22 protein-coding genes are annotated in these 21,572 nt (G+C 56.0%); 7 read left to right on the forward strand and 15 right to left on the reverse strand.

Annotation, left to right across the window (positions count from 1 at the left end; translation table 11 throughout):
- Positions 1–21: 21 nt before the first annotated feature.
- Together lplT and aas are read right to left on the reverse strand one after the other, a co-directional pair.
- Positions 22–1,215 (reverse strand): lysophospholipid transporter LplT, encoded by a 1,194-nt coding sequence (lplT, locus tag BM007_RS10000; protein ID WP_032648138.1) that lies wholly within the window; start codon positions 1,213–1,215, stop codon positions 22–24.
- The gene (gene aas / locus BM007_RS10005) at positions 1,208–3,367 is read right to left on the reverse strand and encodes a bifunctional acyl-ACP--phospholipid O-acyltransferase/long-chain-fatty-acid--ACP ligase (RefSeq protein WP_090418521.1); all 2,160 of its coding nucleotides are present in this window, start codon (positions 3,365–3,367) and stop codon (positions 1,208–1,210) included. The genes lplT and aas overlap by 8 nt, the downstream gene beginning before the upstream one ends.
- Before the next feature lie 425 nt (positions 3,368–3,792).
- On the opposite strand from aas, the gene galR reads away from it, so the two are divergent.
- Positions 3,793–4,809 (forward strand): HTH-type transcriptional regulator GalR, encoded by a 1,017-nt coding sequence (galR, locus tag BM007_RS10010; protein WP_090418523.1) that lies wholly within the window; start codon positions 3,793–3,795, stop codon positions 4,807–4,809.
- Here galR and BM007_RS10015 read toward each other — a convergent pair.
- Positions 4,770–5,255 (reverse strand): GNAT family N-acetyltransferase, encoded by a 486-nt coding sequence (locus tag BM007_RS10015; RefSeq protein ID WP_090418525.1) that lies wholly within the window; start codon positions 5,253–5,255, stop codon positions 4,770–4,772. The two genes, galR and BM007_RS10015, sit on opposite strands and share 40 nt — an antisense overlap.
- A 221-nt stretch (positions 5,256–5,476) precedes the next feature.
- Here BM007_RS10015 and BM007_RS10020 point away from each other — a divergent pair, with 221 nt between their 5' ends.
- A complete protein-coding gene (locus BM007_RS10020) occupies positions 5,477–6,514 on the forward strand; it encodes a LacI family DNA-binding transcriptional regulator (protein ID WP_090418528.1) in 1,038 nt (345 codons plus the stop codon).
- Here BM007_RS10020 and lysA read toward each other — a convergent pair.
- A complete protein-coding gene (gene lysA / locus BM007_RS10025) occupies positions 6,484–7,746 on the reverse strand; it encodes a diaminopimelate decarboxylase (RefSeq protein ID WP_090418531.1) in 1,263 nt (420 codons plus the stop codon). The genes BM007_RS10020 and lysA overlap by 31 nt on opposite strands.
- A gap of 121 nt (positions 7,747–7,867) precedes the next feature.
- Here lysA and BM007_RS10030 point away from each other — a divergent pair, with 121 nt between their 5' ends.
- Positions 7,868–8,800, forward strand: coding sequence for a LysR family transcriptional regulator (locus tag BM007_RS10030; RefSeq protein WP_090418534.1), 933 nt, complete (start codon positions 7,868–7,870; stop codon positions 8,798–8,800).
- A gap of 19 nt (positions 8,801–8,819) precedes the next feature.
- Here the strand turns inward: BM007_RS10030 and BM007_RS10035 are convergent, their stop codons facing one another.
- Positions 8,820–9,371 carry a flavodoxin family protein gene (locus tag BM007_RS10035; RefSeq protein ID WP_024909309.1) on the reverse strand — a complete coding sequence of 184 codons (552 nt, stop codon included), beginning with the start codon at positions 9,369–9,371 and terminating at the stop codon, positions 8,820–8,822.
- 187 nt (positions 9,372–9,558) lie between these two features.
- Here BM007_RS10035 and BM007_RS10040 point away from each other — a divergent pair, with 187 nt between their 5' ends.
- Positions 9,559–9,951, forward strand: a complete 393-nt coding sequence (locus BM007_RS10040) for a winged helix-turn-helix transcriptional regulator (protein WP_081758216.1) — start codon at positions 9,559–9,561, stop codon at positions 9,949–9,951.
- A gap of 15 nt (positions 9,952–9,966) precedes the next feature.
- Here the strand turns inward: BM007_RS10040 and BM007_RS10045 are convergent, their stop codons facing one another.
- The 7 genes from BM007_RS10045 to BM007_RS10075 form a co-directional block, all read right to left on the reverse strand.
- On the reverse strand, positions 9,967–10,659 hold the full coding sequence (locus BM007_RS10045; protein ID WP_090418537.1) for an aspartate/glutamate racemase: 693 nt from the start codon (positions 10,657–10,659) through the stop codon (positions 9,967–9,969).
- A 90-nt stretch (positions 10,660–10,749) separates the two neighbouring features.
- Positions 10,750–11,874 carry an LPS O-antigen length regulator Wzz(fepE) gene (gene wzz(fepE) / locus BM007_RS10050; protein WP_048990712.1) on the reverse strand — a complete coding sequence of 375 codons (1,125 nt, stop codon included), beginning with the start codon at positions 11,872–11,874 and terminating at the stop codon, positions 10,750–10,752.
- Positions 11,875–12,089: 215 nt separating this feature from the next.
- The gene (locus BM007_RS10055) at positions 12,090–13,505 is read right to left on the reverse strand and encodes an arabinose-proton symporter AraE (protein WP_024909313.1); all 1,416 of its coding nucleotides are present in this window, start codon (positions 13,503–13,505) and stop codon (positions 12,090–12,092) included.
- A 312-nt stretch (positions 13,506–13,817) separates the two neighbouring features.
- Entirely contained in the window at positions 13,818–14,579 is a 762-nt protein-coding gene (kduD, locus tag BM007_RS10060) for a 2-dehydro-3-deoxy-D-gluconate 5-dehydrogenase KduD (RefSeq protein WP_024909314.1), read from the reverse strand.
- Positions 14,580–14,642: 63 nt separating this feature from the next.
- Complete coding sequence (gene kduI / locus BM007_RS10065; protein ID WP_024909315.1) at positions 14,643–15,479, reverse strand: 5-dehydro-4-deoxy-D-glucuronate isomerase; 837 nt, start codon at positions 15,477–15,479, stop codon at positions 14,643–14,645.
- A gap of 235 nt (positions 15,480–15,714) precedes the next feature.
- Positions 15,715–16,893, reverse strand: a complete 1,179-nt coding sequence (locus BM007_RS10070) for an acetyl-CoA C-acetyltransferase (RefSeq protein ID WP_024909316.1) — start codon at positions 16,891–16,893, stop codon at positions 15,715–15,717.
- A 93-nt stretch (positions 16,894–16,986) separates the two neighbouring features.
- The gene (locus tag BM007_RS10075) at positions 16,987–17,853 is read right to left on the reverse strand and encodes a LysR family transcriptional regulator (RefSeq protein ID WP_061714517.1); all 867 of its coding nucleotides are present in this window, start codon (positions 17,851–17,853) and stop codon (positions 16,987–16,989) included.
- Positions 17,854–17,958: 105 nt separating this feature from the next.
- On the opposite strand from BM007_RS10075, the gene BM007_RS10080 reads away from it, so the two are divergent.
- Both BM007_RS10080 and BM007_RS10085 read left to right on the forward strand, forming a co-directional pair.
- Entirely contained in the window at positions 17,959–18,420 is a 462-nt protein-coding gene (locus BM007_RS10080; protein WP_090418932.1) for a multidrug/biocide efflux PACE transporter, read from the forward strand.
- Positions 18,421–18,539: 119 nt separating this feature from the next.
- Positions 18,540–19,769 (forward strand): amino acid permease, encoded by a 1,230-nt coding sequence (locus BM007_RS10085; RefSeq protein WP_024909319.1) that lies wholly within the window; start codon positions 18,540–18,542, stop codon positions 19,767–19,769.
- A gap of 37 nt (positions 19,770–19,806) precedes the next feature.
- On the opposite strand, the gene BM007_RS10090 is transcribed toward BM007_RS10085, so the two are convergent.
- Entirely contained in the window at positions 19,807–20,277 is a 471-nt protein-coding gene (locus tag BM007_RS10090) for an Lrp/AsnC family transcriptional regulator (protein ID WP_090418540.1), read from the reverse strand.
- 115 nt (positions 20,278–20,392) lie between these two features.
- Between BM007_RS10090 and BM007_RS10095 the strand changes: the two genes are divergently transcribed.
- Positions 20,393–21,004, forward strand: a complete 612-nt coding sequence (locus BM007_RS10095) for a LysE family translocator (RefSeq protein WP_090418543.1) — start codon at positions 20,393–20,395, stop codon at positions 21,002–21,004.
- A gap of 27 nt (positions 21,005–21,031) precedes the next feature.
- Here BM007_RS10095 and BM007_RS10100 read toward each other — a convergent pair whose 3' ends face one another.
- Together BM007_RS10100 and yjdI are read right to left on the reverse strand one after the other, a co-directional pair.
- Positions 21,032–21,304, reverse strand: coding sequence for a GNAT family N-acetyltransferase (locus tag BM007_RS10100; RefSeq protein WP_008499687.1), 273 nt, complete (start codon positions 21,302–21,304; stop codon positions 21,032–21,034).
- Positions 21,305–21,314: 10 nt separating this feature from the next.
- Positions 21,315–21,545, reverse strand: a complete 231-nt coding sequence (yjdI, locus tag BM007_RS10105; RefSeq protein ID WP_008499689.1) for a 4Fe-4S mono-cluster protein YjdI — start codon at positions 21,543–21,545, stop codon at positions 21,315–21,317.
- Positions 21,546–21,572 lie beyond the last annotated feature (27 nt).

The raw sequence follows: 21,572 nt of genomic DNA on the forward strand, positions 1-21,572 counted from the left end.
GAGGGCATCAGGCCGCACTTATCAGCGGCGACGTTGCCACATCCACAAGCCCGCAATCGCCAGCGCAAACAGCCCACCAAACCCGACGCCAATCCCCACCACCGGCACGCCCACTTTTACCGCCAGCGAGTAGAGCCCCAGCATTAACAGCATTGCCAGGTTTTCCCCCAGGTTTTGTACCGCGATGGCATTGCCTGCCCCGACGGTCTGCTTGCCCCGCTCCTGCAGTAACGCGTTCAGTGGCACCACGAAGAAGCCCCCCAGAATACCAATCAGGATGAGGAGGACATACGCGGGCAATAACGCATGCTGCAGCGAGAAGATCAGCACCACGACGCCAATCAGGATCCCTGCGGGCATGCAGCGTGCTACCGTCTCGAGCGTTACCAGCTTCGCCGCCGCGCCAGCCCCCACCACAATGCCGATGGCCACCATCGCATTCAGATAGGTCGGCGTCGCGTTGTCAGTAATCCCCAGCGCCACCGGCACCCACAGGACCAGCAGGAAGCGCAGCGTGACGCCCGCCCCCCAGAACATACTGGTCCCCATGAGGGAAAAACGCGTTTCACCGTTACGCCACAGCACGCGGCAGGCGGTAAAGAAACTGCCGGTCATCGGTTTAAAGCGCCAGGATTGTCCCGGGCGAGCCACCGGCAGTTTAGGAATAAACAGGTTCGCCACGACCGCCCCACCATACACCGCCGCGCATACGCCCAGTGCCGCCAGGACATGCCAGTCGGCCAGCACGCCGCCCGCAACGGATCCGAGCAGGATAGCGGCAATGGTTGACGACTCCATCAGACCATTGGCTTTCACCAGCTTATCTCCGGTGGTCAGCTCGCCGAGAATGCCATACTTCGCCGGGGAGTAGGCGGCGGCGCCAATGCCCACCAGCGTATAGCCAATAAACGGATTAAAGCCAAAACAAATGCTGGCCGCACCCAGCAGCTTGAGGCCATTGGCAAACATCATCACCCGACCTTTCGGGAAGCTGTCCGCCACCTGCCCGACGAACGGAGCAAAGATAATGTAAGCGCCCACAAACACCATCTGCAGGATCGGCTGACTCCAGTCGGGGTAAAACTCGGCTTTCAGCAGCGCCAGCGTGGCAAACAGCAGCGCGTTATCACCGAACGCAGAGAGAAACTGTGCGGCGATGACGGCCATCATGCCTTTCGATCTGAGCGATGTGTTAGTGTGTACTGACTCACGCATTTTGCTGTTCCGCCTCTTCAACCATGCCTTTCAGGGTCACGAAATCGGGCTTCCCGCTACCCAGCACAGGGAGCTGTTTCAGGTAGCGAATATCGCGCGGCACGGCCAGTTCAGGAATACCGTGTTCACGCGCATAGCTCAGTAACCTGTCGCGCTTAAGCTCACCGTCGGTCGTAAACAGCACCAGCGCCTCGCCTTTGCTGGCGTCACTCTTCACCACCGTCGCATGCATCTTATCCGTGGACACGGCCGTCGCCAGCTGCTCAACCATTTCCAGAGAGACCATTTCACCGGCGATTTTGGCGAAGCGTTTCGCGCGTCCCTGAATCTGTACAAAGCCCTGTTCATCGAAACGGACGATATCCCCGGTGTCGTACCAGCCGGTTTCAACCTCGCCGTTGACGTTTTCCGCTGTGGGCACCTCCAGCACGCCCGGGTTTTCCACGCGCAGATACCCGTTCATCACGTTTGGCCCTTTCAGCTGCAGACGGCCACCGTCCTCAATGCCCGGCACGGCCAGCAGACGCGCATCCATTCCCGGCAGAATTCGGCCAACCGTACCCGGTTTCGCCGCCATCGGCACGTTAATCGAGACCACGGGCGCACACTCGGTCACGCCATAGCCTTCGAGAATGCGCAGGCCAAACTTGTCCTGCCAGATCTGACGCGTGCTCTCCTGCAGTTTTTCCGCACCGGCCACCACATACCGCACGCGATAGAAGTCATACGGATTGGCGAAACGCGCATAGTTGCCGAGGAAGGTTGAGGTGCCGAACAGGACGGTGCAGTTACGGTCATACACCAGCTCCGGCACAATCCGGTAATGCAGCGGGCTTGGATAAAGGAACACTTCTGCGCCGGTCAGCAGCGGCGTAAACAGCCCCACCGTCAGGCCAAAGGAGTGGAACAGCGGCAGCGCCGACATAAAACGGTCATCCGCGGTAAAGTCAGCAATGCTTTTGATCTGCTCAACGTTCGCCAGAATGCTCTTGTGGCTGTGGACGACGCCTTTCGGGTTGCCCTCCGATCCCGACGTGAAGAGGATAATGGCGTCATCTTCCGGCTGCTGTTTGACCTGTGCCAGACGCGGCATCAGCAGGTGAGCAAAAATCCACAGCTTGTCGCCGGTGGTCACGTCGGCTTTCAGATCCTCCAGGAAGACCCAGCGCACCTGGGTGAGCTGCTCGGGAAGATGCCAGAGCTTGCCTTTGTCCAGGAACTGACGAGAGGTAAAGACGGTATTAATCTGGGCAGCGGTGATGGCGCTGGTCAGCCCTTTCACACCCGCCGTGTAGTTCATCATCGCCGGGATCCGGCCCCGGGAAACCGCGCCGAAAATCACCGCCGCGCTGATGCCCGCATTAGGCAGCATCAGGCCAATCTTTTCGCCCTTTTTGCTGTACTTCTCAAGAATGCGCCCCACAAACAGGGTCTTGGTCAGCAGTTTGCGATAGGTATCCGGGGTAAAGTTGATGTCTTCGATGCAGTTTTTCTTCGCGCCATAGCGGTGCTGCGCGGAAAGTAGAGATTCGTACAGCGTTTCGCGCGGACGCACGGCCATGCGCGCTTCCATCATAATCTGGTGCAGCATTTCCCCGGCGATTTTACGGCGATCGCGGGCACGCGGCGCGTCGGGCATCGGTAACGACGTTGGCGGCAGAATATGCAGCGTGATTTTGGGGAACAGACGCTGCTTCACCAGTCCCTTCAGACGGCTGAAATGGCTCAGCTCTGCGCCTTCAATTCGCAGCGGCACCACGGTCGCTTTTGACTTCGCCGCGACAAACCCCGCACCGTCGTAGATTTTCATCAGCGAACCGGTCACGGAGATACGCCCTTCCGGGAAAATGACCACCGGACGCCCCTGCTCGACCAGACGCACCAGATGCTTAATCATCATCGGCTTTGTCGGGTCAAGCGGCACAAAATCAATCAGCGGCGTGAGCCAGCGCATGTACCACTGCTGGCTGATGGAGGTATAGACCGCAAATACCGGGCGCACGGGCAGAAACAGCGCCAGCAGGATGCCGTCTATAAAGGAAACATGATTTGGTGTGATAAGAACGCGTTCGCCACGAAGCGCCTGGGCATCGCCAGTGACGCGGATGCGAAAGAGAATACGGAACAGTGTACGGAAGAACCCAAATAGCATCTCAACTCCCTTTGCCAGCCAGTGTGGAGGGTTGATAGTAAATGGTGGCAGATTACACGAGAAGTGATACGGGAGCGACAGCAAAAGTGGAGGCGAAAAAAAACCTGCGCATCCGCGCAGGTTGGTGCAAGAGATGAGTACGAAACCGTACTAAGAATTCTCACCAATCAATACCTCTGGGATCTCAACTGTATCAATCTCATTAACATCCTCGCCATCGGACAATCGCAACAGCCTGAGGCAAAGTGTAACCAAAGGTTCAGATTGACATTCTTCAGACATGACTGCGCGTGTAACGATTACACCGCCAGGGTTGTTCTGCGTCACGTTTGTGGAGAGCGGAAATCCGCTCCCCTTGAATGCGCGCCGCTTTTCCGCAACACTATTTGGTGTGTAAACGCTTACCCCCAATAAGAAGGTAATGAATGGCGACAATAAAGGATGTGGCCCGTCTGGCAGGTGTGTCGGTGGCAACCGTCTCCCGCGTGATTAACGACTCCCCAAAAGCCAGTGACGCATCACGCCAGGCGGTACAAAGCGCCATGGAATCCCTGAACTATCATCCCAATGCCAATGCCCGCGCGCTCGCCCAGCAGTCCACAGAAACCATTGGTCTGGTGGTAGGAGATGTCTCCGATCCCTTTTTCGGCGCGATGGTGAAAGCCGTTGAGCAGGTTTCTTATCAGACAGGCAATTTTTTGCTGATCGGCAATGGCTATCATAATGAACAAAAAGAACGCCAGGCCATCGAGCAGCTGATCCGCCACCGCTGCGCGGCGCTGGTAGTACACGCCAAAATGATCCCGGATGCCGAACTGATTCATCTGATGAAGCAGATCCCCGGGATGGTCATCATCAACCGCATTATTCCCGGCTTTGAGAAACGCTGCGTGGCGCTCGACGACCGCTACGGCGCGTGGCTTGCGACCCGTCATCTGATTCAGCAGGGCCACACCCGGATTGGCTATCTCTGTTCAAACCACCCGATTTCTGATGCAGAAGACCGTCTGCAGGGCTACTACGATGCCCTGCGCGAAAACGGACTGCCGTGCAATGACCGCCTGGTGGCCTATGGCGAACCGGATGAGAGCGGCGGTGAACAGGCCATGACCGAGCTGCTGGGTCGCGGACGGAATTTCACGGCGGTTGCCAGCTATAACGACTCGATGGCCGCAGGGGCAATGGGGGTGTTGAACGACAACGGGATTGAGGTACCGGCAGAAATTTCGCTGATTGGCTTCGACGACGTGCTGGTCTCCCGCTACGTTCGCCCGCGCCTGACCACCGTGCGCTACCCGATTATCACCATGGCCACACAGGCCGCCGAGCTGGCGTTAGCGCTGGCGGAACAGCGCCAGCCGCCGGATATTACGCATCTGTTTAGCCCGACGCTGGTTCGTCGTCACTCCGTTGCGTCGCCTGCGGAAACGCAGAGCGAATAACGGTAGAGGTGAACCCGCGTGTTGGGGTATTCCAGCCCATCGCCGATATACTGCCAGCCGTAACGTTCGTAGAAGTCGCGGCAGGCAGACCAGAGGTACAGTTCTTCATATCTCGCTTGCGCGGCCCAGGTAATAACATGCTGCTGTAACTTTCCTGCCAGCCCCTTGCCTCGCGCCGCGTCGTCAACGTACAGCGCCGCCAGCCACGGAAAGAGATCCTGACGGGTGATCAAATCGCAGCGCCAGAGCCCCACCGTACCAAGAAGCTTTTCGTCCTCAACAGCAATAAACGTCAGCGGTAATTTTCCCGGCGTCTGGCTGTGCTCAACGATGCTGTGGAAAAATTCCCGGGGAAGCCCTTCGCCAAACGCCTGCCAGATCCAGTCGGTTACCTGCTCAGCATACTGCGGTGCATCGTAAAGCGGGAGGATAACAGTCTTTTTCACGTTTCACCTGCGTATTCTCATTAATGGGCTGGCCTGACGCCTCCAGCTCGTTTTGGCGATTATTTTACCAGAGTCAGACTATTTAGTTTTACTTCAGGCAGGCCAGACAAATCGTTACCGAAAAGCGTGATCGTGGCGGAATTTTTGCGCTTCCCGCATCGCTTATACGGCGTAAGCTCTGTGTTAAACTGCAGATCATTACGTGAAAGCAGGAATGTAGAATGGTAACAATGCTGGATGTCTCACTGCGCGCGGGCGTGTCTAAGGCCACGGTATCGCGCGTGCTGAACGGCACGGGTCAGGTTAAAGAGAGTACGCGTCAGCAGGTGTTTGCGGCGATGGAAGAGCTGGGCTATCGGCCGAACTTTCTCGCGCGCTCGCTGGCTAACCAGACCAGCAACAGCATTGGTCTGGTCGTCTCGACCTTCGACGGCTTTTACTTTGGCCGCCTTCTCCAGCAGGCGTCGCGGCAGACCGAAACCCACGGAAAACAGCTTATCGTCACCGACGGTCACGACGCGCCGGAACAGGAAGAACAGGCGGTGCAGATGCTCGCCGATCGCCAGTGCGATGCCATCGTGCTTTATACGCGCTACATGAGCGAAAAAGCGATCATCAAACTGATGAACACCGTAAAAACACCTCTGGTGGTCATTAACCGTGAAGTGAGCCAGGCGCCGGATCGCTGCGTGTTCTTCGAACAGCAGGATGCCGCGTTTAAGGCCGTGGATTATCTGATCGAACAGGGCCATCGGGAGATCGCCTGTATCACCGTCCCGATCCATACCCCAACCGGAAAAGCGAGGCTGATGGGCTATCGTAAGGCGCTGGAAAAGCACGGCATCCGTCTGGACGAGCGTCGGATAAAGTACGGCGATGCGGGAATGACCGGGGGATATGAGCTGTGCAAGGAATTGATTGCCGACGGTGTATCGTTTAGCGCCCTGTTTGCCTGTAACGACGATATGGCGCTGGGCGCGTCCAAAGCGTTACACCAGGCGGGGCGTAAAATCCCGCAGGATATTTCACTGTTCGGCTTTGACGACGCCCCAAGCGCAAAATGGCTGGAGCCTGCGCTCTCATCGGTTTATCTGCCCATCGACAATATGATTGTCACGGCCATCGATCAGGCGATCCGGCTGGCAAAAAACCAGCCGGTCGATGCCATCCCACCGTTTACCGGCACGCTGGTCTTACGCGATTCGGTCACGACGGGGCCGTACTTTCATCAGATGAGCTCTAACGCCATCAGTTCCTGAATGGTCTGGCGGCGGCGGATCAGCCGCGCCTTGCCGTTATCAAACAGCACTTCCGGCAGCAGCGGGCGGCTATTGTAGTTAGATGACATAGACGCCCCGTAAGCACCGGTGTCGTGCAGCACAAGATAATCACCCGGTTTGACCTCTGGCAGCGCGCGGGTCTCCACTTTGCCGCCCTCCTGCTGGGTAAACACGTCACCCGATTCGCACAGCGGCCCCGCAACGACCGTCTCAACGCGTGGTGCCTGCGATAAATCGCGGCCGTCGGCAGCCAGGGCGGTAATGTGGTGATAGCTACCGTACATGGACGGACGCATCAGATCGTTAAAGCCTGCGTCAATCAATACAAAGTGGCGAGACCCCATCTCTTTCACGCTGCGCACCTGCGAAACCAGCACGCCGGCTTCCGCCACCAGGAAACGGCCCGGCTCAATTTCCAGTTTTACCGCATGGCCCAAATGCGCGGCGATTTGATCGCGCGCGGCGCTCCACAGACCGTAATAGTGATCGGTATCGATCGCCTCTTCGCCCTCGCGATAAGGAATGGAGAGACCGCCGCCGGCAGAGATCGCCTCCAGATTCTGACCGAAGTCGACAACCTGGCGCACCATCGCGCCGCACACCTGCTCCAGGTGGCCGTAATCGACGCCAGAGCCAATGTGCATATGAATCCCCACCAGCTTCAGGCCGTAGCGCTGTAATACCGCCAGCGCGGCAGGCATATCGGCATACCAGATCCCGTGCTTGCTGTTTTCGCCGCCGGTATTAGTTTTTTGGCTGTGGCCATGACCAAAGCCCGGGTTCACGCGCAGCCAGACGCGATGGCCGGGTGAAACCTCGCCCAGCTGCTCCAGCATATCCACAGAGCCGGCATTCACCGGGATCTGCAGCTCGTGGACGCGCGCCAGCGTCGCATCGTCGATCACATCGGCGGTAAAGACGATCGCGTCACCGTCGGCTTTCGGATCGTATCCGGCCGCCAGCGCGCGCTCGATTTCGCCGAGTGAAACGGAGTCCACCTTCACGCCCTGCTCACGCATCAGGCGCAGAATGTGGATATTGGAGCAGGCCTTCTGGGCAAAACGCACGACGTCAAACTGATGCAGAGCGGCGATCTTCTCGCGAACGATCTGCGCGTCGTAGACCCACACCGGGCAGCCAAACTCGGCGGGCAGGCGCAGCAGGTTGTCGGCGTTCAAATCGGTATCAGTCTGGTTCAGCGGGCGTGGCATGGTCTTCTCCGGGTAAATGCGTTTTCATGATTACGCCACAGCACAAAGAGAATAAAAAATATCGTTTTATCGCGAGTCTATGCAAAAATGATATGGTCAGTTCTCTGCTTTCAGGTGCCCTATGCCCGCCGTCAATTTGCGCCATATCGAGATTTTTCACGCCGTGATGACCACCGGTAATCTCACCGAAGCCGCACAGATGCTGCATACCTCGCAGCCGACGGTGAGCCGCGAGCTGGCGCGCTTCGAGAAAGTGCTGGGGTTGAAGCTGTTCGAACGCACCCGGGGCAGGCTTCACCCGACGGTACAAGGGTTACGCCTGTTCGAGGAAGTTCAGCGCTCCTGGTACGGGCTGGATAGAATAGTGAGTGCCGCGGAAAGCCTGCGCGAGTTTCGTCAGGGCGAGCTGTCGATCGTCTGCCTGCCCGTCTTTTCGCAATCCTTTTTGCCGATGCTGCTGCAACCCTTTCTGGCCCGATACCCGGAGGTCAGCCTCACCATCGTGCCTCAGGAATCACCTCTGCTTGAAGAGTGGCTTTCGGCTCAGCGCCATGATTTAGGCCTGACCGAAACCCTCTCCACGCCAGCGGGAACGGCGCGCACGGAGTTGCTCTCGTTAGATGAAGTGTGCGTTCTGCCCGCCGGGCATCGGCTTGCCGGTAAGGCGGTGCTTACACCGGAGGATTTCCACGGGGAAAACTACATCAGCCTGTCGCAGACCGACAGTTATCGACAGCTGCTGGATACGCTGTTTTCCGAGCACCAGGTCAAACGCCGAATGGTGGTAGAAACGCACAGCGCGGCCTCGATTTGTGCGATGGTACGCGCAGGCGTCGGCGTCGCGGTGGTGAATCCGCTCACGGCGTTGGATTATGCGGAAAGTGGGATTGTTGTACGTCGGTTTAGTGTCTCAGTTCCTTTCACCGTTAGCCTAATCCGCCCACTGCATCGTCCGGCATCGGCGCTGGTGGAGGCGTTCAGTGAGCATCTGCAAGGAGGGTTAAGTCTATTGGCTGGCCAGCTAAATAAGATGTTGAATCAGACGCCCCACTGAACAGAGGGCGTCTGAAAACTCAGTTAAAACGTTTCGCGATGGCCGCAACACGCTCGCCGAATTTCACAGCGGTTTGCAGATCGCCGCTGGCAATGGCGCCAGCATCAGCATCTGATGGAGACTGCACCAGCAAACCGACTGAACCGCCCAGATTATTAATGTCCTGACGGGTTGCCGCGAGAGTATTTGACGGCGGCAGCCCCAGGCTCACCCATATCCCACCGTGCTGAGAGGCCAGCGTTTGCAGGTATTGCAACGACACCTGCTTATCACCGTTCAGGCTGGCGCTGTTGCTGAAGCCCGCGAAAACTTTGTCCTGCCAGCTACGCACGAACCAGGCTTTTGAGGTCGCATCAGCGAATTTCTTAAACTGCCACGGTACGCTTCCCATGTAGGTTGGCGCGCCAAAAATAATCGCTCTGGCATCGTTAAGTTTTTGCCAGTCGCTTTCCTGAATATCGCCATTGCTGTCAATGGCGATCAGCTCAGCCTGCGCGCCCTCGGCGACTGTTTCAGCAACGCGTTTGGTGTGGCCGTAGCCAGAATAATAGATAACTACAACGCTCATGATAGATCTCCTGATGCAATATTGCCTTGTGAGTCAAACGATTAAGACGACTTTAAAATTGCTCTGCGAGCCCGTTGCCATTTTCGGTTCCCTGGTATCAAATAGAAACCTTACGTCGTTTTATACACGCAAACATTCACGGGCGTAAGAAGGCACCTTTATCTCACCTGGTTACCTCGAGGGAACCACCATGACCCAAACAGCAGTTCTGAAAAAGGAGATGCCTCCTTACAACGTGTTCGATGAACGCTGCCCGACCCGCGGCGTGCTGACGCGTATCGCCGATAAGTGGGCACTGTTAATTCTTGCGCGCCTTGAGAATGGGCCGATGCGCTTTAGTCATCTTCAACGTGATATTCAGCGAATCACCAAAAAGGTGCTGACCCAGTCTTTACGCAAACTGGAACGTGATGGGCTGGTGTCGCGAAAGATATTCGCCACGGTACCTGTAACCGTCGAGTACAGCCTGACGCCGCTTGGCCAGACGTTAACCGAAACGGTGACTGTGCTTGCGCACTGGGTGGAAAATAATATTGATGCCATTGTGGCGGCGCAATCCGCTTATGACGCCGCCAACACGTAAACCTAAACCGGGTGCTCAGGACAACATAAACGCCACGGCATCGGCGGCATGAATTGCAGTGGTATCAAATACCGGGAGAGGGCTTCGCTCGACGGGTACCAGCAAACCAATCTCAGTGCAGCCGAAGATCACCCCTTCGGCCCCCTGCTGCCTAAGTTTATCGATAACGCTGACGTAATACGCGCGGGAAGCTTCGCTGAAGGTACCGAGGCAGAGCTCGTCAAAGATAATCTGATTGATGCGCGCCCGATCTTCTTCATCCGGGATCAGGCTTTCTATCCCAAATTCACTGTGTAAACGTCCGCGATAAAAATCCTGTTCCATGGTGTAGCGTGTACCCAAAAGCGCTACGCGGCGCATTCCGGATGCCGCAATCGCACGCCCGGTCGCGTCCGCGATATGCAGAAACGGCAGCGAGCAGCGGTCTTCAATATGCGACGCCACTTTGTGCATGGTATTGGTACACAGGACTATCCCCCTGGCGCCGGCACGCTCCAGTCCCAGCGCCGCCTGGGCCAGGATCTCTCCGGCTTTATCCCACTCACCGCTCGACTGGCAGGCTTCGATTTCATGGAAATCAATGCTGTGCAGCAGCAGACTTGCGGAGTGCAGACCACCCAGACGCTGCTTTACCCCTTCATTAATCAGGCGGTAATAAGGGATTGTCGATTCCCAGCTCATACCACCTAACAGGCCGATCGTTTTCATCATCCCTCCTTATCTTTGGTCTCTTTTTTTAACACAACCGATGCACATAAAAAAAGGCGCTCTATTGAGCGCCTTTTTAAACTGCAGATTTTATTTCGCCACCGGCTCTGGCGGCGAAGTACGGGTGTGCATCGCCTCGCGCAGTAACACGCTACCGCAGGCAAACAGGCCCCCAAGAAGCGCCGCCAGAACGACAATCAGAGCCTTACCCGGGCCATCCTTTTTCACCGGCATGGAGGGTGAAAGCTGGTACCTGAATGGCTCAAGTTTAACATCGGCAAAGGAGAGATTTTTCAGCTGTGCCAGGTAGTATTCCCGGTTCTGAAAGTCCGCATTCAGTTCAGTCACGTCCTTCAGATTTTTTTCAATCTTCAGTTTTTGCGCGATACCGTCAGCACCGAGCGCAACGGAATAATCCGGGTCATCCTTTACGGCCTGCCCGTTGCTGTAGACCGGCTTCTTGATACCGGCGGCATTCGCCACTTCCAGGGAATAATTCAGTCGCTGCAGGTTGGTATTGTGAACATTGGTCAGACGAACACGATCCAGTTCCAGCTGCTGCTCAACAACGTTCGTTTTCAGGGCGATCTGGTTGCGGATATTCTGCACCGTCTCTTTTTCGACGATAGCCACGATATAATTGATATACCCCTCCAAAACGGTTTGCGCATCGCCTGCTGTTGGCGCAGTGAAGCTCAATGTCCAGGAGACAAAGGGCACTTTATCCGCGCCTTTTCCCTGATCGTCATTCACCGCTTTCATTCTGTCTGAGATGTTGACTATCGCACGATGCAGATCGAGCGGATCCACCTCAACACCTTTAAGCTGCGATATCACATAAGGAGAGGATTTCATGTACTCTTCGAGCAATGACTGCGACTGAAACTTTTTAATAAAGAGATCAAAAATTTCTGGACGGGTAATTTTCACGTCCACGTCAAGCACCTGCAGCGCAACCAGCATCTGGCGCAGCGGATTCCACTGCGACTGTTCTGCCGGGGTGATCACCGCTTTACTGGTCCATTTCTGCGGCAGTAAAAATGAAACGGCCAGCCCCACCAGCGCGAAAGCAAAGACGATGGCGACGATACGTTTTTTCGCCGCCAGAAGGACCTCAAAAAGTCCCAGAAGATCGATCTCTTTTGCGCTTACAGCCGGGCCGGCATAACGGGGAAAGTCGAGGTCCGTGCTTTTTTTGAAATCCATTTCTGACATAGTGATTCTTCTTTTTCCGGATGCAACGCATCTCTTAACATTGATGGCGGTGGTCCGATAATACATCAACATAAGAAAAATCCTAATGCCTGTTCCCTCTCTGTGTCTACTCCCTACCAGAGTTAGTGGTGATCTTAGTCACATTTTTATTGTGATTAAGCCACCTTTCCCTTTCCAGTTGCGGCACGTATTAAAACCTTCGGAGGGGCAAAAAATCATCCGCCGATGTTCCGCAGTTTCTCTCCAGCCATCAGCTTGCGCTCGATGTGTTCCAGCGTCACGCCTTTGGTTTCCGGGATCAGCCAGAACGTGACGCCAATAAATGCCACATTCAGTACCGTATAGAGCCAGAACGTCCCCGCTGCGCCAATCGCGTCCAGCAGCGTCAGGAACGTCGCGCCGATGATCATGTTCGACACCCAGTTGGTTGTCGTGGAACAGGTGATGCCAAAGTCACGGCATTTGAGCGGCTGAATTTCGGAGCACAGGATCCACACCACGGGCGCGGCGCTCATCGCGTAGCCAGCGATGCACATCATGGTCATCCCGACAGAAAGCCAGGAAAGTCCGCTTGACGCCGTGCCGTTATCAAATTGCATCAGGCAGTAACCGAGGATCAGCGTGCCGAGCGCCATCACGCTAAAGCCAATCTTCAGCGCAGGTTTACGGCCGGCTTTGTCCACGGTGAATACGGCAATAAAGGTGGCGAACATGAAGGTCAGCCCGACCACCAGGGTGGCGATCATCTGCTGTTCCGTGGTGGTGAACCCGGCCATTTTAAAAATACGCGGCGCGTAGTACATGATGATGTTCATGCCGGTGAACTGCTGCATCGCCTGCAGCAACATGCCGAGGAAGACCGCCCGGCGCACGTTGCGGTTGATCTTAAATAGCGCCCAGCCACCCTGCTTCAGCTTCAGGCTTTCGCGGATCTCATTCAGCTCTTCGCGCGCTTTCTCCGAGGTATCGCGCAGCATGCGCAGGACCTCTTCTGCCTCCACGTGGCGCCCTTTTTGCGCCAGCCAGCGCGGACTGTTCGGCAGGAAAATCACTAAGACAATCAGCACCACCGCTGGCAGCGCCAGCACGCCGAGCATTGCGCGCCAGTTGCCGCTGTAGCTGAAGTAGGTGTCAGACAGGAACGCCAGCACAATACCCAGCGTGACCATCAGTTGATACATGCTGATCATCTTGCCGCGCACGTTCTCACTCGCCATTTCGGAGAGATAAAGCGGCGCGGTGTAGGAGGCAATCCCTACCGCCACGCCCAGCAGCACGCGGGAAAGCAGCAGCACTTCTACGTTTGTCGCAAACGCGGAGCCGATCGAACCCGCGACGAACAGGATCGCCCCGACCATCAGGCTGTATTTGCGCCCCAGGCGGAACGACAGCCAGCCGTTAAACAGCGCCCCGATGGCCGCGCCGAGCATCATGCTGCTCACCACCCACTCCTGCAGACGGTTACTGAGGGTAAAGTGATCGGTAATAAACGGCAGCGCTCCGGCAATGACGCCGATATCCAGTCCAAATAACAGGCCCGCCACGGCAGCGGCAATGGAGACAAACTGGTTCATGCGCCGGGTATCACGCAGCGCAGCGGGCATTAGGGTAGAGTCATTGATAGATGTCATATTTTTCCTGCCTCAACAGCAAAATTCGTTAACTGAAATTACGAGAAAGCGAGGAAAAGTGTCAGGCGGGAATTCGTGAAGATATGGATTATTTCGCTATGGCATCGCGATCTGTGATGGACATTACAATTTCAACTAATGCTGAAATAGCCACGTTTTTTATTAATTACCTAATATTTAAGCAATAAAAATGTGATACGCGTCATTTGTGAATTCTCAGTATGGATTTTTCATCTTATGTCATATGGATAATGGTAATTTTTAGCCAAAAAAACCTCCACCCGAGGGCAGAGGTTCGTCATGCAGGTGGAATTAGCGCGCCAGCCATCCGCCATCGACCGCCACGGTGTAGCCGTTGATGTAATCCGATGCCGACGAGGCCAGAAAGACCACCGGCCCCATCAGATCGCGCGGAAGCCCCCAGCGCCCCGCCGGAATGCGGTCGAGGATTTCCGCGCTACGCTGCTCGTCAGCACGCAGCTGCTGCGTATTGTTGGTCGCCATGTAGCCCGGCGCAATCGCATTCACATTGATGTTGTGTTTCGCCCACTCGTTTGCCAGAAGGCGGGTCACGCCCATCACGGCGCTTTTGGACGCGGTGTAAGACGGCACGCGGATACCGCCCTGGAACGAGAGCATGGAGGCAATATTCACGATCTTGCCGCCGTTCCCCTGCGCGATAAAGTGCTTTGCCGCCGCCTGGGACATAAAAAATACGCTCTTGATGTTCAAATCCATCACGTCGTCCCAGTCGCGCTCGCTGAAGCTGATCGCATCTTCGCGGCGAATCAGCCCGGCATTGTTGACCAGAATGTCGATATGACCGAATTCCGCCACCGCGCGATCCAGCAGTTCAGGAATGGCATCGATTTTACGCAGGTCGGCGGTCAGGCTCAGGAAACGGCGCCCCAGCGCCGTCACGCGTTCGAGGGTTTCAGTCGGTTCAACGATATTAATTCCGACGATATCGCAGCCCGCTTCCGCCAGGCCTAGCGCCATCCCCTGCCCCAGCCCGGTGTCACAGCCGGAAACCACAGCCACTTTCCCCTGCAGAGAGAATGCATCCAGAATCATGTTTATTCCTTACTCTTTCAGAGCCTGTCACTCACAGGCAGGTTTATGCTTCACTGCCCGCGACTAGCGCAAATCGCTGACCGCAACATGGTCCATATCATCGAAGACCTGATTTTCGCCCACCATTCCCCAGATAAAGGTGTAGGCTTTCGTCCCTACGCCGGAGTGAATAGACCAGCTCGGTGAAATCACCGCCTGCTCGTTGTGCATCACGATATGGCGCGTTTCCTGCGGCTGTCCCATCATGTGGAACACGCAGGCGTCTTCCTCCATGTTGAAGTAGAAGTAGACCTCCATTCGGCGCTCGTGGGTATGGCACGGCATGGTGTTCCACAGGTTACCTGGCGCAAGCTCGGTCAATCCCATGCTGAGCTGGCAGGTCTCCAGCACGTCCGGCACGAAGTATTTATTGATGGTGCGGCGGTTGCTGGTGAGGTTGTCGCCCAGCGTCACGGGTGCGACGTCTGCCGGGGTCACTTTTTTGGTTGGACAGGTGGTGTGAGCCGGCGCGCAGTTGTAGTAAAACTTCGCAGGCTTGCTGGCGTCGATGCTGGCAAAGACCACGTCTTTCGCCCCTTTACCCACGTACAGTGCCTCGCGATGGCCAATCTCATAGCAGTGTCCGTCTACGGTGATGGTGCCCGGCCCGCCGATGTTGATCACCCCCAGCTCGCGACGCTCGAGGAAATAGCTCACGCCCAGCTGTTTACCGACCTCGCCGCCCACGGAGACGGTTTTCGTGACGGGCATAATGCCGCCCACAATAATACGGTCGATATGGCTGTAAACCATGGTGTACCTGTCGGCCTCGAATATCTGCTCGACTAAAAATGCCTTGCGCAGCCCCTGAGTATCCAGCGTTTTGGCGTGCGCGCTGTGGATGCTTTCTCTGACGTCCACGGTAACCTCCAGATGTGGTCATGCCCGAAGGCGGAAATAAACGAAACAGCGTTCCGTTTTTCATATTGAACACATACTATCGGCATAAAGCGGGCTTTTCAATTATATTTAAAACAACGTTTCATTTTTATTTTTGTTTATGACGAAAATGATATTCGGATCACAATTAAACCGTCGGGAGAAAAAGGGCGCGAAAAAAAACCTCCCGGAGGAGGTCATTTTCAATAAGGAGAAGTTAGCGTTCGATGGCCAGTGCCACCCCTTGCCCGCCGCCTATACATAGTGTGGCAATCCCTTTGCGGGCATTGCGCTTTTTCATTTCGTGGACCAGCGAAACCAGGATCCGGCAGCCGGACGCCCCGATCGGGTGCCCCAGCGCGATCGCGCCGCCGTTAACGTTGACCCGAAGGGGATCCCACTCCAGCATTTTTCCGACGGAGATCGCCTGCGCGGCGTAGGCTTCGTTCACTTCGATCAGATCCACATCCGAAAGCTGCCACCCGGCACGCTCCAGACAGCGGCGGGTCGCGTAGACCGGTGCGATCCCCATTAACGCAGGATCAACCCCCACGCTGGCGAACGCCTTAATGCGGGCCAGCACGGGAAGATCGAGTTCGAGGGCTTTGCTTTCGCTCATCATCATGACGGCGGCAGCGCCGTCGTTAATGGAAGAGGCATTTCCCGCCGTCACCGATCCCTGCATTTCAAACGCAGGATTCAGCCTCGCCAGCCCTTCAGCACTGGCGTCGGTGCGCGGCTGTTCATCGGTATCCACGACAATAAACTCACCGCTCTGACGCTGCGTGCTGACAGGGACAATTTCGTCGCGAAAACGACCGGAATCAATCGCCGCACGCGCTTTTTGCTGCGAGCTCAGCGCGTAGGCATCCTGCACTTCACGGCTGATGCCGTACTCGCGCGCCAGGTTTTCCGCCGTCACGCCCATATGATAGTCATTGAACGCATCCCACAGCCCGTCATGCACCAGGCTGTCGAGCAGCTGACTGTTGCCCAGCTGTGCGCCGGTACGGCTGTCGGTCAACACGTGCGGCGCGCGGCTCATATTCTCCTGCCCGCCCGCAATGATCACGTCCGCTTCACCACACTGAATGGCCTGCGTCGCGAGATGCAGCGCTTTTAATCCTGAGCCACAGACGTCGTTAATGGTGATGGCGGAGACGGTATTGGGCAGCCCGCCCTTCAGCGCCGCCTGACGCGCAGGGTTTTGCCCGGCACCGGCCGTGAGGACCTGTCCCAGGATCACCTCATCAACTTCATGTGCTGCGATCCCGCTACGTTCCACCAGCGCTTTCACCACCACGCTCCCCAGGTCAACCGCCGAGTGACGCGCAAGCGCTCCCTGAAAACAGCCGATAGCTGTACGCAACGCACCCACTATTACGACATCTTTCATCACGACCTCTGTGTTAAATGACATGACGATAGTAGAGGATTGTTACTGGCAATTATCTTAATTGTTTAAAAATAGTGAGTTTAATCACAAGGATCAGCGTGCATCCTGCAGATACTGCCGCAGCCAGCTTCCGGCAACGCCGGGAGGGGATCGCTTATTCCACAGCAGATCGATGCCGATCGCCCGCGGCCAGCCGGGAACATTGAGCTGTACCAGGGATTTCGCGGCGGCAAACTCATCTACCAGCGCGCACGGCAAGACGCACCAGCCAAATCCCTGAACCGCCATACTCAAGAGTAACAGGTAATTCGGGGCTGACCAGACGGGCCCGCGCGCGATCTCCGCCTCGCGCTCCAGATAGGTGCTCAGCCGCAGCTCTCGCCAGCCGTGGAGCTCGTCACGCTGAACGTCATGTTGTCCGGCCAGCGGATGCGTGGTTGCGACATAGATCGCCATGCGGGTCTGCATCGGCAGCCGTATAGCGCCGATATCCGTAGGATAACCGTCTCGCGCTTCGGTGAGGCCAACCTGCGCGCGCTCCTTTTGCAGCAGATCGATCACGTCCTCCTCCTCGCCAATCAGACATTCGAATTCCGTATGGGGAAAGCGCGCGTCAAACTGTTTCATCATCTCTTCCAGCACGTCCGGGTTAAGGGTATCGGAAAGGACAAACGTCAGACGCGCCTCCGTTTGCGCCGTTAACGACACCGCCAGCTCGTCCAGCCGCGTGCTGGCGGCCAGGATAGCCTGCACGTAGCCCAACACCTGTTCTCCCTGGACCGTTAACACCGGCTGGCGCGCCGAGCGGTCAAACAGCTCGAAACCGAGATCGGCTTCAAGATTGGCAATGGACGTGCTGATCGTCGACTGGCTTTTACGCAGCCGGCGGGCGGCCGCAGAAAAAGAGCCCGCCGCAACGGTCTCGACAAATGCATTAAGGGCTTCGGGTGAATAGCGCATAACCTATCTGTTTTAGCGATGGATACTATCTTTAATATATCAGCTTTAGCGATGAAAATAGGCCACATCAACGCCTATACCGGCGAATTAATGAGGTCTGTGATTATGCAACATCAGGATGCACTCCAACGTAAACTGCCGGAGCGGATCTTTCATGCTGTCTGTTTTGAAGGGATTGCGACGGCGATCCTCGCCCCTACGGCGGCGTGGCTCATGCAACGTTCCGTGGTGGAGATGGGGGGGTTGACCATTATTCTGGCCACCATCGCCATGCTGTGGAACATTATTTATAACTTCGGCTTCGACCGTTTCTGGCCGGTTCAGCGCGTCAAACGTACGGCAAAAGTGCGTGCGCTGCATGCGCTGGGGTTTGAATGCGGGTTTATTGTGATTGGCGTGTCGATTGTCGCCGCCGTGCTGGGCGTCACCCTGCTTCAGGCATTCACGCTGGAAATAGGTTTCTTCCTGTTCTTCCTGCCGTACACCATGTTCTACAACTGGGCATACGATTGCCTTCGCGATAAATTTCTTAAGCGTCGCCAGCAACGGCGCGCCCTGGCAGGCTAAACCGCCTCTGGCCGGACGCCCGTTCCGGCCAAACTCCTTCGAAGCAACTGCGCTCTCCGTGCATAACTATGGTAAATTGCACTCCATTCCGATGGTTTGATAGTTGATACGTTGCTCTAATGTCGAAAATTTGGTCAAAAGATGAGACTCTCTGGAGTTTCGCTCTCTACGGCACGGCCGTGGGCGCAGGAACGCTGTTTTTGCCCATTCAGCTGGGCTCAGCAGGCGCTATCGTCCTGTTTATTACTGCCCTCGTGGCCTATCCCTTAACCTACTGGCCGCACCGGGCGCTGGCGCAATTTATCCTGTCGTCCAAAACAAAAGGCAACGAAGGGATCACCGGCGCCGTGTCGCACTACTACGGCAGGAAGATTGGCAATCTGATCACCACGCTCTATTTCATCGCCTTCTTTGTGGTGGTGCAGATTTATGCGGTGGCCATCACCAACTCACTCACGGAACAGCTGGCAAAACACCTGACGGTGGATACCGCCGTTCGCGTGCTGGTCAGCCTGGGGGTGGTGCTGGTCCTGAATCTGATCTTCCTGATGGGACGGCATATCACGATAAAAGTGATGGGCTTCCTGGTGTTTCCGCTGATTGCCTACTTCCTTTTTGTCTCGCTCTATCTGATCGGCAGCTGGCAACCTTCGCTGCTGACCAGCCAGATGGCCGTCGATCGCCATACGCTGCACCAGGTCTGGATTTCGATTCCGGTGATGGTGTTTGCGTTCAGCCATACCCCGATTATCTCCACATTTGCCGTTGACCGTCGCGAGAAATTTGCCGACGGCGCAATGGATAAATGCAAGAAAATCATGAAGGTGGCGTACCTGATTATCTGCCTGAGCGTGCTGTTCTTTGTCTTCAGCTGCCTGCTCTCTATTCCACCGTCGTACATTGTGACCGCCAAAGAGCAAGGGGTGACGATCCTGTCCGCGCTGTCGATGATGCCTTCTTCACCGGCGTGGTTGGGGATTTCCGGGATTATCGTGGCGATTATTGCGATGTCGAAATCGTTCCTCGGCACCTATTTTGGGGTGATTGAAGGGGCAACGGAAATCGTGAAGTCGTCGCTCAATCAGGTGGGCGTGAAAAAGAGCCGCGCCTTTAACCGCGCGATATCCATTATGGGGGTGTCGTTAATCACCTTTGCCGTCTGCTGCATTAACCCGAACGCCATTTCGATGATTTACGCCATCAGCGGCCCGCTTATCGCCATGATCCTGTTTATCATGCCGACGCTGTCGACGTATCTGATCCCTTCCCTGAAACAGTACCGTTCCATTGGCAACCTGCTGACGCTGATCGTCGGGGTGCTGTGCGTGTCGGTGATGTTTGTCGGCTAATCTCCTTTGATGCCCGGCGCTCTGCCGGGCATGTCATTCAGTCTCGTCCCGTGACGTCCAGCGGAAAAGGTCTGTCCTGCACCACCGTTTTCATCACCAGCGTAGAGCGAAGATGCTGCACGCCAGGCATGGCGGAAAGCTTCTCGTCATAGAGCTTCTGGAAAGCGGAGAGGTCGCGGGTCACGACGTGCATCAGATAATCGGGATCGCCAAACAGACGCTGCGCCAGCACGATCTGCGGAATTTCCTCCACAGCCGCTTCAAACGCGCTAACCGCCTTTCGGTCCCCCTCTTTCAGCGTCGCAAAGACGATCGCCAGGAAGTTAAACCCCATTTTAGCCGGATCCAGGCTGGCACGGTATCCCGTTATGGCCCCGCTTTGCTCCAGCGCCCGCACGCGACGATGGCAGGGTGAGAGGCTCAGATTAACCCGCTCAGCCAGCTCGGTAAGCGACAGGCGTCCATCAGACTGGAGCGCCGCAAGAATTTTTCGATCGATGCTGTCCATTTGGAAGATTTTCTCAATTTCACCGTGTTATCAGCATAACATTGAAAGCCTATTTCGCAGGGTTAACGATATTCTTTTTCGCAACGTTTAACGCACTGCGGGAGTTTTCAGAACGATGGAAATGAGTATTGTGGCCGGCTTTTGGGTGGTTTCGTTTCTGCTCATCATGACGCCAGGCGCCGACTGGGCCTACGCCATTAGCGCCGGGATTAACGGGCGACGCGTGGTACCGGCGGTGCTGGGGCTGATGTCAGGGCATCTGTTAGCCACGTTGATTGTGGTGGCAGGCGTGGGGGTACTGATTGCCCAACATCCGCTGGCGTTAGCCGGGCTGACCGTGGCGGGAGCGCTGTATCTCCTGTGGCTTGGCATAACGTTGCTGCGTCACCCGGCCGCACCGGAAAAGACCACCCAACACGCGGGAAACTGGACGCAGTGGGCGGTGAAAGGGCTCTGCATTAGCGGCCTAAACCCGAAGGTTTTTTTGCTGTTCCTGGCCCTGCTTCCGCAGTTTACAGACCCGACCGGAAGCTGGTCGATAGCGATGCAGATGTCTGCGCTTGGGATGATGCACCTTATCACCTGTACGCTGGTCTATCTGCTGGTGGGGTATGGTTCGAAAGCGGTGCTGGCGACCCGACCACAGGCGGCGCGTCTGGTGAGCAGGGCATCGGGAGGGTTGATGGTGCTGATAGCGCTGGTATTGCTGTATGAGCAGGTGAGATAAAAAAACACCGGCCATCGCCGGTGTTATTTACGCGCGAATATCGTCATATTCCCGCGTTTTATCAAACTCATGCTTCGCGAACGGGCACAGCGGAATAATTTTGCGGTTCTCACCGCGCATCTTCTCCACCACTTTTGCCACCAACTGTTTACCGACCCCCTGCCCTTTCAGGCTCTCATCCACATCGGTATGCTCAATGATGCTCAGGTGCTCGCCGGTCGGCACGAAGACAATCTCCGCGACCTGATTACCGTTCGCATCATTCACGTAAAACTTGTTATGGCCTTCCAGAATATCCATGGTTCCTCGCTTATTTTTGGCGATACTTCAGCGCACCGCTCGGGCAGGTATCAATCACGCGGACAACCGTTTCAACGTCCACTTCATCGGGAATAATCCACGGTTTACGTTTCAGATTAAACAGCTTTGCGCTCCCACGCACGCAGTTACCGGAGTGTTTGCAGATCCCGGTATTGAAGTAAACGTCAATTTTCTCGCCGGTATAGGCCCGGTAACCCGCATCCAGTAGTTCTTTATCCATGACATTGCCTCTGTAATTATTATCGTG

Source organism: Enterobacter sp. NFIX59 (genome assembly GCF_900113755.1).
Taxonomy (GTDB): Bacteria; Pseudomonadota; Gammaproteobacteria; order Enterobacterales; family Enterobacteriaceae; genus Enterobacter; species Enterobacter pseudoroggenkampii.

Coding starts and splice junctions, on each gene's coding strand:
- lplT (WP_032648138.1), bottom strand. CDS start 1,215: ATGCGTGAGTCAGTACACACTAACACATCGCTCAGATCGAAAGGCATG.
- aas (WP_090418521.1), bottom strand. CDS start 3,367: ATGCTATTTGGGTTCTTCCGTACACTGTTCCGTATTCTCTTTCGCATC.
- galR (WP_090418523.1), top strand. CDS start 3,793: ATGGCGACAATAAAGGATGTGGCCCGTCTGGCAGGTGTGTCGGTGGCA.
- BM007_RS10020 (WP_090418528.1), top strand. CDS start 5,477: ATGGTAACAATGCTGGATGTCTCACTGCGCGCGGGCGTGTCTAAGGCC.
- lysA (WP_090418531.1), bottom strand. CDS start 7,746: ATGCCACGCCCGCTGAACCAGACTGATACCGATTTGAACGCCGACAAC.
- BM007_RS10030 (WP_090418534.1), top strand. CDS start 7,868: ATGCCCGCCGTCAATTTGCGCCATATCGAGATTTTTCACGCCGTGATG.
- BM007_RS10040 (WP_081758216.1), top strand. CDS start 9,559: ATGACCCAAACAGCAGTTCTGAAAAAGGAGATGCCTCCTTACAACGTG.
- BM007_RS10045 (WP_090418537.1), bottom strand. CDS start 10,659: ATGAAAACGATCGGCCTGTTAGGTGGTATGAGCTGGGAATCGACAATC.
- BM007_RS10055 (WP_024909313.1), bottom strand. CDS start 13,505: ATGACATCTATCAATGACTCTACCCTAATGCCCGCTGCGCTGCGTGAT.
- kduD (WP_024909314.1), bottom strand. CDS start 14,579: ATGATTCTGGATGCATTCTCTCTGCAGGGGAAAGTGGCTGTGGTTTCC.
- BM007_RS10070 (WP_024909316.1), bottom strand. CDS start 16,893: ATGAAAGATGTCGTAATAGTGGGTGCGTTGCGTACAGCTATCGGCTGT.
- BM007_RS10075 (WP_061714517.1), bottom strand. CDS start 17,853: ATGCGCTATTCACCCGAAGCCCTTAATGCATTTGTCGAGACCGTTGCG.
- BM007_RS10080 (WP_090418932.1), top strand. CDS start 17,959: ATGCAACATCAGGATGCACTCCAACGTAAACTGCCGGAGCGGATCTTT.
- BM007_RS10085 (WP_024909319.1), top strand. CDS start 18,540: ATGTCGAAAATTTGGTCAAAAGATGAGACTCTCTGGAGTTTCGCTCTC.
- BM007_RS10090 (WP_090418540.1), bottom strand. CDS start 20,277: ATGGACAGCATCGATCGAAAAATTCTTGCGGCGCTCCAGTCTGATGGA.
- BM007_RS10095 (WP_090418543.1), top strand. CDS start 20,393: ATGGAAATGAGTATTGTGGCCGGCTTTTGGGTGGTTTCGTTTCTGCTC.
- BM007_RS10100 (WP_008499687.1), bottom strand. CDS start 21,304: ATGGATATTCTGGAAGGCCATAACAAGTTTTACGTGAATGATGCGAAC.
- yjdI (WP_008499689.1), bottom strand. CDS start 21,545: ATGGATAAAGAACTACTGGATGCGGGTTACCGGGCCTATACCGGCGAG.